Here is a 10,110-nt window from a genome sequence, read left to right on the forward strand (position 1 = left end):
GCGGGGCAGGGCGGCTCGCCGGCCCCGCGCGGTGGGTGAAGGGGTTAGTCGATCAGCTTGCCGTAGGCGGCGGCGTCGATCAGCTTGTCGGCCGATGCGCCGTCCGCGAGCTTGATCTTGAACAGCCAGCTCGCGTACGCGTCGCTGTTGACCGCGTCGGGCGTGTCGACGATCGCGTCGTTGACCGCGACGATCTCGCCCGATACCGGCGAGTAGATGTCGGATGCCGCCTTCACCGACTCGACGACGCCGACCGCGTCGCCTGCCGTCACCTGCTTGCCGACTTCCGGCAGCTCGAGGAAGACGATGTCGCCGAGCGTGCTCTGCGCGTGATCGGTGATGCCGACCGTCAGCGTGCCGTCTGCTTCGGTACGGATCCACTCGTGTTCGTCGGTGTACTTCAGATCGGCCGGGACGTTGCTCATCGGATGCTCCTGGATAAAAGGGTGTGATTCGTTGTGCTGGCGCGCCGCTCGGGCGCGCCGGATGCGGTGTTCGCCGGGCGCCATTTCCCGGCTTCCCGGGAGGCGGCCCCCCGGCCGTTACGCAGCGAGGACCTTGCCGTTGCGCACGAACGGCAGTTTTACCACGCGCGCGGGAAGTTGCTTGTCGCGAATCTGCACGTGCACCGTGTCGCCGATCTGCACGGCCGTCGGCACGCGCGCGAACGCGATCGATTCCTGCATCGTCGGCGAGAACGTGCCGCTCGTGATCTCGCCTTCGCCGTGCGGCGTGACGACCTTCTGGTGCGCGCGCAGCACGCCGCCCGCCTTGCCGTTTTCCTTCTGCAGGATCAGGCCGACGAACGCGGCGCGCGTACCGTCGCGCTCGAGCGCGGCGCGGCCGACGAATTCGCGCGGCGTCGACAGATCGACCGTCCATGCGAGGCCCGCATCGAGCGGCGACACGTTGTCGTCCATGTCCTGGCCATACAGGTTCATGCCGGCTTCGAGGCGCAGCGTGTCGCGCGCGCCGAGCCCGCACGGGCGCACGCCGTTCTGCTGCAGCGCGTTCCACAGCGCGACAACGTGCACGGCAGGAACGATCACTTCGAAGCCGTCCTCGCCGGTGTAGCCGGTGCGCGCGACGGTGAGGTCGCCGAACGGCGTGCCGGCGACCTGCGCGGCGTTGAACGGCTTCAGCTCGCTCGTCGCGGCGCGCGCGGCGGGCACCGTCGTCCACGCTTTTTCGCGCGCGTTCGGGCCCTGCACCGCGACGATGGCCAGATCGCGGCGCGGCGCGATCGTCACGCCGTAGCCGCCTTGCTCGTTGAGCTGGTTGAACCACGCGACGTCCTTGTCGGCGGTGCCGGCGTTGACGACGACGCGGAAGAATTCCTCGGTGAAGTAGTAGACGATCAGATCGTCGATGACGCCGCCCTGCGGATTGAGCAGGCACGAGTAGAGCGCCTTGCCGGGCGTGCGCAGCTTGCCGACGTTGTTCGCGATCGCGCGCTCGAAGAACGCGCGCACGCGGCTGCCGGTGAAGTCGACTACGCACATGTGCGACACGTCGAACATGCCGGCGTCGGTGCGCACGGCTTCGTGCTCTTCGATCTGCGAGCCGTAGTTGACGGGCATGTCCCAGCCGCCGAAATCGACCATGCGGGCATTGAGCGCGCGGTGCGCGGCGTTGAGCGGGGTATGTTTCAGTGCAGTCATCGAGGCCTCAGGCAAGGCGCTTGCGCGCGGGTCAGAACGGCCATGTGCCGACCGTCGCGGCTGCGGGCCGGCGAGCGATCCTGTACATGCCCCTCTGTCCTCGATACCTGAGAGATTGCGCTGCGGGCCAGGCCCGGCGAACGCGCGCCCCTTCGGTGGGCAGCCTGCCGCGCTGCGTATGCAGCGGACTACTGCCGCTCTCCAGAGTGCGGGGAGTGCGGCCCGCGCGATGCGCGGACGGGGTTCCCCGACGCGGTCGGTCCTTTTGCCTGAGAGTTTGCGGGTGTGCCCCTTCGGCGGCGCGACCGGCGTTGCAGCAACGCGGTCACACGCTCTCCCGACGCGTGCGGGCGACTGTACGCGAGCGGTCGAGCCTTGTCAATTTGAGCAAAAGAATGTCGCTTCGCGACAAGCGGCGGCCGCGAAGCCGTCGCTTTCCGTCGGACCGGCGGGGCCGGCGCCCGTCACTCGCCGATCGCGCGCGCGGCCGTGTCGAGTTCCTGGTTCAGCACGCGCTGCTCGTCGGCGGACAGGCCGCCGTTGTGCTGCGCCGACATGTCGTTCGACTCCTGGCGGATCACGTCGAGGCGGTGATGCAGCTGCGCGCCGTACGGCGGCGGATAGTAGCCGGCGTTCACGCGCGCGTCGATCCGGCGATGCAGATTGTCGATGCGGCCCTGGACTTCCTGCATGCGCTCGTTCGCGACGACCTGCGCGCTCGGTCGCGGCGGCGGCGCCTGCCGCGCCGGCCGCTGCGGCTGCACGATACATGCCGCGAGCGAGGAAACCAGGACGCAGCATGCCGCTGCGCGAATCAACCGTTGCATCGCATTCTCCTGACGGAAAGGTGTCGGATCGACTTTTTCGAGAAACGCGTCAGACCGGCGGATCGCTGACTTTCGTTCCCGCGGCATTTGTAACCGAATGTTCCGGTTCGTCGTGCGCCGCGTCTTTCCGCACCGGTTGTTCGTGCGTGCCGGCCGCGCGAGACGGCCGGCACGCGCGCGTCAGACCGTGCGTCGCACGAACGGCAGCCGGCGGCCTTCGTGTTCGCTCTGCGCGGCGAGCTCGATGATCGTCATCACGTCGACCGCGTCCTGCGGCGCGATCGGGAACGGTGCGCCGTCGCGCACCGATGCGGCCAGCGCGCGATAGAACTCCGCGTACTGGCCGTCGAGCGTCGGCACCGGCCGTTCGACTTCCAGTTCGCCGTCGAGCACGCGCAGCACGCCCGGCGGATTGCCGCCGCCGAACTCGACGTCGTCCGGCGTGAGGCCGGCCTTCAACTGGTCTTCCTGCGTGTCGAGCCCGAACTTCTGATAGCTGCCGCGCGTGCCGTGCAGCGTGAAGCGCGCGGGCTCGATCGCCGACAGCGCGCTCGCGTGCAGCGCGACGTCCTTGTCCGGGTAGCCGAGCAGCAGATGCACGAAATCGGGCGCCGTGCCGTTGTCGCGGCGCGTCTTGACGGTCGCGCTGACGGTGTCGGGCAGCCCGAACAGCACGAGCGCCTGGTCGATCAGGTGCGGGCCGAGGTCGAGCAGCAGGCCGCCGCCGCGTGCCGGCTCTTCGCGCCAGCGTGTGCGCGGCGCCGGCCGGAAGCGGTCGAAGTGCGACGCGAAATAAGTGAGCCGGCCGAGCTCGCCCGCTTCGACGATGCGGCGCACGGTCAGGAAATCGCCGTCCCAGCGACGGTTGTGGAACGGCGCGAACAGGCGGCTGCGCGCGTTCGCGAGCCGTGCGAGCGCCAGCGCTTCGTCGGCGGTCAGCGTGACCGGCTTGTCGACGACGACGTGACGTCCGGCTTCGAGCACGCGCCGCGCGAGCGGAAAGTGCGTGTCGTTCGGCGTCGCGATCACCACGCATTCGATGTCGTCGAGGGCGAGCAGCGCGTCGAGATCGGCGACGATGCGCGCGCCCGGATACGCAGCCTGCGCGCGATCGGGCTGTCCCGTCGCGATGGCGGCGACCTCGGTGCGGCCGCTCGTCGCGATCACGGGCGCATGGAACGTCGCGCCGGCGAAACCGAAACCCATCAAACCAATCCTGAGCAATGACGACATGGCAATCCCTGGCTACGAACGAAACGAAAGGAGGCCGCGCCGCGACGGCGCGACGACGGCCGGCTATTTTGGCACGGTGCGGCGCGGCGGCGCGTATGGGCGTGTCCGGCAACGCGAGCGATGCCGGGCGGCGCGTACGCGGCGAACGCCGGCGCATTGCGGTCTCGCGTACCGCTTCTGCGCGATCTGACGGCCGCCTGTGCCGCGCACGCGCCGGGGCGCGGCCGCGACCGCTCGACACGCGCGGCAAATGCTCGACACATGAGCCCCGACCCAAACGGCACCGACTCGGCCCCGACAGTGGCGAGCCGACATCGTGCCGTGTCGACGCCGCCGGATTCATGCCGCCCAGCGGCCTTCACCGACGAGCGCCGATTGTCGCCGATCGGCATGCGTAGCGGGCCGGATTGGCCGAACAGCCGGGTGCGGCCCGGCCGGTGCGCACACGGACGACGCGCACCGCGCCCGCCCCGAAACGGACGCCGCCGACGTGTTAACATGCGCGTCCTGCCCGCGTGTCCGCCTGCTCCGCAGACGCTTGCGCGCGCGGCATCCTCCCGGCGTTCCGCCGTCAACCGCAACATCATCCGCCATCATGTCCGCAGGCCTGAACCCCGCCCAGAACGAAGCGGTGCGCTATCTCGACGGTCCCTGCCTCGTGCTCGCCGGCGCGGGCAGCGGCAAGACCCGCGTGATCACGCAGAAGATCGCGCACCTGATCGAAGCGAAAGGCTTCGAGCCGCGCCATATCGCCGCCGTCACGTTCACGAACAAGGCGGCCGCCGAAATGCGCGAGCGCGTGTCGAAGCTGCTCGAAGGCAAGACGCTCACCACGCCCGGCAAGGAAGGGCGCAAGGTGCCCGTCAACCAGCTCACCGTGTGCACGTTCCACTCGCTCGGCGTGCAGATCCTGCGCCAGGAGGCCGAGCACGTCGGCCTGAAGCCGCAGTTCTCGATCATGGATTCGGACGATTGCTTCGGAATGATCCAGGAGCAGCTCGGCACGACCGACAAGGGGCTGATCCGCAAGGTCCAGACCATCATCTCGCTGTGGAAGAACGGCCTCGTCACGCCCGAGGAGGCGATGACGATCGCCGCGAACGAGGACGAGCACCAGGCCGCGCTCGTGTACCGCAACTACGTCGCGACGCTGCATGCGTATCAGGCCGTCGACTTCGACGACCTGATCCGGCTGCCGACCGAGCTGTTCGCGAAGAACGAGCAGGTGCGCGATCGCTGGCAGAACAAGCTGCGCTATCTGCTGATCGACGAGTACCAGGACACCAACGCGTGCCAGTACGAGCTGCTGAAGCTGCTCGCCGGCCCGCGCGCCGCGTTCACCGCGGTCGGCGACGACGACCAGGCGATCTACGGCTGGCGCGGCGCGACGCTCGAGAACCTCGCGCAGCTCGGCAAGGATTTCCCGAAGCTGCACGTGATCAAGCTCGAACAGAACTACCGGTCGACCGTGCGGATCCTGACCGCGGCGAACAACGTGATTGCGAACAACCCGAAGCTGTTCGAGAAGAAGCTGTGGTCCGAGCACGGGATGGGCGATCCGGTCACCGTGACCGCGTGCAACGACGAGGAGCACGAGGCCGAATCGGTCGTGTTCCGGCTGTCCGCGCATAAGTTCGAGCGGCGCGCGCAGTTTCGCGACTACGCGATCCTGTATCGCGGCAATTTCCAGGCGCGGATCTTCGAGCAGGTGCTGCGGCGCGAGCGGATTCCGTACGTGCTGTCGGGCGGCCAGTCGTTCTTCGACAAGGCCGAGATCAAGGATCTGTGCGCTTACCTGCGGCTGATCGCGAACGCCGACGACGATCCCGCGTTCATCCGCGCGGTCACGACGCCGCGGCGCGGCATCGGCAACACGACGCTCGAGGCGCTCGGCGCGTTCGCCGGGCAGGCGAAGGTGTCGCTGTTCGAGGCCGTGTACATGGGCGGGATCGAGGCGCGGCTGTCCGCGCGGCAGATCGAGCCGCTCCGGATGTTCTGCGACTTCATCCAGCGGCTCACCGAACGCGCGGACAAGGAGCCCGCGTCGGTCGTGCTCGACGACATGATGGAGGCGATCCATTACGAGGCGTACCTGTACGACGCGTTCGACGAGCGACAGGCGCAGTCGAAGTGGCAGAACGTGCTCGAATTCCTCGAATGGCTGAAGCGCAAGGGCACGAAGCCCGAGACCGAGGCCGTCGACGGCGAGGCCGACGGTTTCCACAACGCGGACGGGCTTGCCGATACCGGCAAGAACCTGCTCGGGCTGATCCAGACCGTCGCGCTGATGTCGATGCTCGAGGGCAAGGACGAGGATCCCGACGCCGTGCGGCTGTCGACCGTCCATGCGTCGAAGGGGCTCGAATATCCGCACGTGTTCCTTGTCGGCGTCGAGGAGGGCATCATGCCGCACCGCGGCGGCAGCGACGACGACGGCCCGATCGACGACGAGCGGATCGAGGAAGAGCGCCGGCTGATGTACGTCGCGATCACGCGCGCGCAGCGCAGTCTCCATCTGAACTGGTGCAAGAAGCGCAAGCGCGCGCGGGAGACGGTCGTGTGCGAGCCGTCGCGGTTCATTCCCGAGATGGGACTCGACGATGCGCCGCCGCCCGCGCCTGAGGACGCGCCGATGACGCCGAAGGACCGGCTCGCGAGCCTGAAGGCGCTGCTGCAGAAGTGACGGCGCCGCGCGGCGCTCGTGCGGACGTGCGAAATGTGCCGGACGTGGAAAACGAAACCCCCGCGATGCGCGTGCATCGCGGGGGTTTTCTTCGCGTCGGGCGACCGCGTTACTTCACCGCATTGACCATGTAGTCGACGGCTGCTTTCACGTCGGCATCCGATGCGTTCGACCCGCCCTTCGGCGGCATCGCGCCCTTGCCGTGCAGCGCGTAGTTGTAGACGGTGTCCATCGAATCCTTCAGGCGCGGCGCCCAGTCCTCCTTGCTGCCGAACTTCGGTGCGCCGAGCACGCCGGCTGCGTGGCACGCCTGGCACACCGACGTGTAGAGTGCCTTGCCGGCCGATGCGGCGTCGGCGCTGGTCGGCGCGGCGGCGGGCTTTTCGCCGGCCTTCGGAATCGCGGCGATCGCTGCCATCGCGGCGGCTGCCTGCGCGTTCGCCGCATCGCCGCCCGACGCGGCGGCTGCGCCGCTGGCGGCCGGCGCTGCGTTCGCGGCCGGTGCGGCCGGTTCCGGGAAGTTCGCGCCATCGTTGTTGGCCATATAGACGATTGCGCGGGCGATTTCATAGTCGCTGACGTCGTCGGGGCTCGTGCCGCCGCGCGGCGGCATCGCGCCCTTGCCGGCGAGGGCTGTCTTCAGCAGCGTATCGAAGCCTTGCGAGATGCGCGGCGCCCAGTCGTCCTTGCTGCCGAATTTCGGCGCGCCGGCTGCGCCCGTGCCGTGACAGGTCACGCAGACGGCCTTGTAGACTTCCTCGCCCGTCTTGTACGTGCGCGGCGCGTTGGCGTCCTTCACTTCGACCTGTGCGATCGGCGCGATGCGGCGCTCGACCTGCGCGTCGGAAAGCGCGTCGGTGCCGGCGCCGGAGCGAAACGCGTGGTTCGCATAGCTGGCGAACAGGACGATGAGGGCAATCGGAATCGCGAACGACGCGATGATGAGGGCGATCAGCTGCCCGGGGGTTTTGACGGGAGATTCGTGGGGTGCTTCGCTCATGCTTGCCTCGTCTCCGTGAATAGGAATTGTGAGCGCGGTGCAACGGCAAAATGGCAGTCCAATGAAGCACGGACGATTATAGACGGAACGTTTACATCACGGCGAGCGGCGCGATGGCGCGTGTTTACCCGCACGGACGCCGTGCCGACGGGGATTCGGCAGGTACGGTGGACGCGTCATGGGAAACCGGGTATCCTTGCCGTCTTGCCAATTGTGGGCGGCCTGATTTTCGGGGTCGCTTCACTGTCCCAGGCGCCCGTAGCTCAATGGATAGAGTACTGCCCTCCGAAGGCAGGGGTTGCTGGTTCGATCCCAGCCGGGCGCGCCAAGCCTGACAAGGCTTTCAGCGGTTTCGCTACTTCTCCGTTTTTCCCCTGTTGCAGTGAAATTACAGCTAGCCGGCTGCGGCTCGGCGCGGGGCTGTCGTCGCTGGCGTCATTTGTGTCGCGGCTCAGGTCAGGCTCGAGATCAGGTGACAGCCGCAGGTGGCGCGGTGCCCGTGTCGAGCGATCGGGATGCCGTTGTCCGTCATCGACGGGTCGCCTTCCTCAATGACGTTGTGCGATACGTCGGGATGCTGCGGGCAGGATACGCGATCGCCCTTGCGCGCAACGAAGCGGCCGTCGAAGCGCATCGTCGGTGAGCCGGTTTCGACTTTGCCGCCGTGGTCGGTTTCGTCGCCGACGCGGATCAGCTCTATCAAGCTGACTTGCTATTTCTCAATAAGCGTTTTCAAATAATCGATGCGCTGCCTGGTGAGTGCAAGTGAGCACTCTTTCGTGATTAATCCGGGACCAACGCCTTGGGATTGAGAGGCCTCGGCTGCAATATAGCCGTTACATTGCTTTTCTCTGTAATTAAGCCAGGCTTTCTGTGATTGCTCAAACTCCTGTTTATATTGTGTACTTGAATATATTCTCCTGTGCAGTGAGTTGAGGTCTTTCTTGGATTTTTCTAGTGATTGATCGACGCAGGATAAGTCATTGTAGGCGTTTCCGCCGTTTATGCATTCGTCGGCAAATGTGGTCAGAGGTAAAAATAAGAATATGAGATAAACGATATTCTTCATAAGAGTATAAGCGAGTTGGCGATTTTGTGGTTATGGTGGTTCTATGGAACAGGGCTCTTATCTAAAGCGCATTAGTCCATGAGTTGTCCCGTGCACATGAACCGCACGCCCTTTTCCATATCGATATCCAGCAATACAACAGCGCCGGTTTGCTCTCATAAGTCGCCATCGCCCAAGCTCAAATGCAACCTCAGTCGCTGCAACTTTGATTAGGTTGTCGACGTCCTGCTCGGATATCCGGATGGCTCTTGGCTTGTTCCAGCGTTCGTTCAGGTCAGGCTCGAAATTAGATGACAGCCGCAGGTGGCGCGGTGTCCGTGTCGAGCGATCGGGACGCCGTTGTCCGTCATCGACGGATCACCTTCCTCAATGATGTTCGGCGATACGTTGGGATGCTGCGGGCAGGATACGCGATCGCCCTTGCGCGCAACGAAGCGACCGTCGAAGCGCATCGTCGGTGAGCCGGTTTCGACTTTGCCGCCGTGGTCGGTGTCGTCGCCGACGCGGATCAGGTTCATCATAAAAGGAACATGGGATACGTTATCCGATGAAGTCAAAAATTCAGATTTTTGACCACTCAATTTGCCGATGTCACATATCCTTAGTGGCCGTAATATCTTGAAAACCCATAAAAAAGATCATCGTCCTGTGTTTTAATTAGCACGATTCTTCCATTTTTTTTCCAAAGCCAAGAGCATTGACCAATGCCAACATCAGAGCACGCTTGCATCTCGGGGCGCCCTTGACACCTCTTGTCTTCAAGAGTGCATGGTAATGCGTTTTGTCCGCGATAAGGGCGCCATCCGTTTTTTAACATAATTTCTCGCACTTTTTCATACGGGGTTTCCATCTTTATTTTGGGGACACCCAAAGGAGGCGCGCTGGAATCGGCAAGCGCAGCACACGCGACCAGAGAGAGGTACGCGCAAAGAAATGACGTTAGAATGGATTTAATATTCACGTTTACCTCCTTCTGCCTCAATTTCGTTGAGTATGTCGCGCAATTTTTTTGTTGAATCGGAATTATGCGAATTGGCTGCGCCCTGATAATACGACATGCGGCCGTCCGAAATTCTACCATCCTGAATAGGCATGCCTCTTGGAACTGAAATCGATGCCCATTCCTGCGCAGCTGCATATTGCGCTTGGTCTACAGTTCCAATTCCATTTTTTACAAATGACGCCAACTTGCCACCGCCCGCCTTGCTAAAAAGAAAATCCCGAAAGAATCGTTCTTGCATTTCGGCATCGTATTTTTCTTCGCCCGTCAACCCAAGCGCAGCCTTGCCGGATCTAAGTGTTGAAATTGTTGTTTGATACTTTCCCGTTGCGAACATTCGATTTGGATCGGTACCGGAAAGGGAGTCTGTAGCAAGAATTTCGTTAATCGTCTTGCCCGTGACAGCGCCGGGAGCCGGATTCATGTAGGAATGGCCGACTCTGCCTCCAGGAACGCCCTTTGTTCCGGAATTATAAGACTCGTATCCACCTTCTCCGCCCGATATTATGTCGCCGATTTTCCTTATAAGTTCGTCCAATGCCGTGCTGGAACTCACTTTGAAATTCCCAACAATCCCCACCGGATGAAAATGCCAAGGATTGGGCTCCTTCGGGAAGCCTTCGACGCTCGTCACCTG

General features: G+C 64.1%; 9 protein-coding genes, 1 tRNA gene, 1 pseudogene and 2 riboswitches. Of the genes and pseudogenes, 2 read left to right on the plus strand and 9 right to left on the minus strand.

Annotated features, from left to right (window positions below; all coding sequences use genetic code 11):
* Nucleotides 1–44: 44 nt before the first annotated feature.
* The 4 genes from gcvH to BUB20358_RS06725 form a co-directional block, all read right to left on the minus strand.
* Nucleotides 45–425, minus strand: a complete 381-nt coding sequence (gene gcvH / locus BUB20358_RS06710) for a glycine cleavage system protein GcvH (protein ID WP_035971418.1) — start codon at nt 423–425, stop codon at nt 45–47.
* 117 nt (nt 426–542) lie between these two features.
* Nucleotides 543–1,661: a glycine cleavage system aminomethyltransferase GcvT gene (gene gcvT / locus BUB20358_RS06715; RefSeq protein WP_035971416.1), complete on the minus strand. Its 1,119-nt coding sequence runs from the start codon at nt 1,659–1,661 to the stop codon at nt 543–545.
* Between the two features lie 84 nt (nt 1,662–1,745).
* Nucleotides 1,746–1,876, minus strand: a riboswitch (glycine riboswitch).
* A gap of 32 nt (nt 1,877–1,908) precedes the next feature.
* Nucleotides 1,909–2,011: riboswitch (glycine riboswitch) on the minus strand.
* Nucleotides 2,012–2,125: 114 nt separating this feature from the next.
* Nucleotides 2,126–2,488: a hypothetical protein gene (locus tag BUB20358_RS06720; protein ID WP_035971415.1), complete on the minus strand. Its 363-nt coding sequence runs from the start codon at nt 2,486–2,488 to the stop codon at nt 2,126–2,128.
* A 180-nt stretch (nt 2,489–2,668) separates the two neighbouring features.
* Complete coding sequence (locus BUB20358_RS06725; RefSeq protein ID WP_006762932.1) at nt 2,669–3,721, minus strand: oxidoreductase; 1,053 nt, start codon at nt 3,719–3,721, stop codon at nt 2,669–2,671.
* Nucleotides 3,722–4,316: 595 nt separating this feature from the next.
* Between BUB20358_RS06725 and BUB20358_RS06730 the strand changes: the two genes are divergently transcribed.
* On the plus strand, nt 4,317–6,404 hold the full coding sequence (locus BUB20358_RS06730; protein ID WP_035971414.1) for a UvrD-helicase domain-containing protein: 2,088 nt from the start codon (nt 4,317–4,319) through the stop codon (nt 6,402–6,404).
* 109 nt (nt 6,405–6,513) lie between these two features.
* On the opposite strand, the gene BUB20358_RS06735 is transcribed toward BUB20358_RS06730, so the two are convergent.
* Entirely contained in the window at nt 6,514–7,404 is an 891-nt protein-coding gene (locus tag BUB20358_RS06735) for a c-type cytochrome (RefSeq protein WP_006762930.1), read from the minus strand.
* A gap of 252 nt (nt 7,405–7,656) precedes the next feature.
* Between BUB20358_RS06735 and BUB20358_RS06740 the strand changes: the two genes are divergently transcribed.
* Nucleotides 7,657–7,732 (plus strand) — tRNA-Arg (locus BUB20358_RS06740).
* 123 nt (nt 7,733–7,855) lie between these two features.
* Here the strand turns inward: BUB20358_RS06740 and BUB20358_RS06745 are convergent.
* The 4 genes and pseudogenes from BUB20358_RS06745 to BUB20358_RS06760 form a co-directional block, all read right to left on the minus strand.
* Nucleotides 7,856–8,107, minus strand: coding sequence for a PAAR domain-containing protein (locus BUB20358_RS06745; protein ID WP_035971413.1), 252 nt, complete (start codon nt 8,105–8,107; stop codon nt 7,856–7,858).
* A 9-nt stretch (nt 8,108–8,116) separates the two neighbouring features.
* Complete coding sequence (locus BUB20358_RS06750; protein WP_081293548.1) at nt 8,117–8,473, minus strand: lysozyme inhibitor LprI family protein; 357 nt, start codon at nt 8,471–8,473, stop codon at nt 8,117–8,119.
* A gap of 269 nt (nt 8,474–8,742) precedes the next feature.
* The gene (locus BUB20358_RS06755) at nt 8,743–8,994 is read right to left on the minus strand and encodes a PAAR domain-containing protein (protein WP_035971412.1); all 252 of its coding nucleotides are present in this window, start codon (nt 8,992–8,994) and stop codon (nt 8,743–8,745) included.
* 429 nt (nt 8,995–9,423) lie between these two features.
* Nucleotides 9,424–10,110, minus strand: a pseudogene (locus BUB20358_RS06760) (lytic transglycosylase domain-containing protein); the annotation flags it as partial.

This window comes from Burkholderia dolosa (genome assembly GCF_902499135.1).
Taxonomy (GTDB): domain Bacteria; phylum Pseudomonadota; class Gammaproteobacteria; order Burkholderiales; family Burkholderiaceae; genus Burkholderia; species Burkholderia dolosa.

Excerpts from the sequence above, each read along its gene's own strand:
- gcvH (WP_035971418.1), bottom strand. The coding sequence starts at position 425 with ATGAGCAACGTCCCGGCCGATCTGAAGTACACCGACGAACACGAGTGG.
- gcvT (WP_035971416.1), bottom strand. The coding sequence starts at position 1,661 with ATGACTGCACTGAAACATACCCCGCTCAACGCCGCGCACCGCGCGCTC.
- BUB20358_RS06720 (WP_035971415.1), bottom strand. The coding sequence starts at position 2,488 with ATGCAACGGTTGATTCGCGCAGCGGCATGCTGCGTCCTGGTTTCCTCG.
- BUB20358_RS06725 (WP_006762932.1), bottom strand. The coding sequence starts at position 3,721 with ATGTCGTCATTGCTCAGGATTGGTTTGATGGGTTTCGGTTTCGCCGGC.
- BUB20358_RS06730 (WP_035971414.1), top strand. The coding sequence starts at position 4,317 with ATGTCCGCAGGCCTGAACCCCGCCCAGAACGAAGCGGTGCGCTATCTC.
- BUB20358_RS06735 (WP_006762930.1), bottom strand. The coding sequence starts at position 7,404 with ATGAGCGAAGCACCCCACGAATCTCCCGTCAAAACCCCCGGGCAGCTG.
- BUB20358_RS06750 (WP_081293548.1), bottom strand. The coding sequence starts at position 8,473 with ATGAAGAATATCGTTTATCTCATATTCTTATTTTTACCTCTGACCACA.
- BUB20358_RS06755 (WP_035971412.1), bottom strand. The coding sequence starts at position 8,994 with ATGATGAACCTGATCCGCGTCGGCGACGACACCGACCACGGCGGCAAA.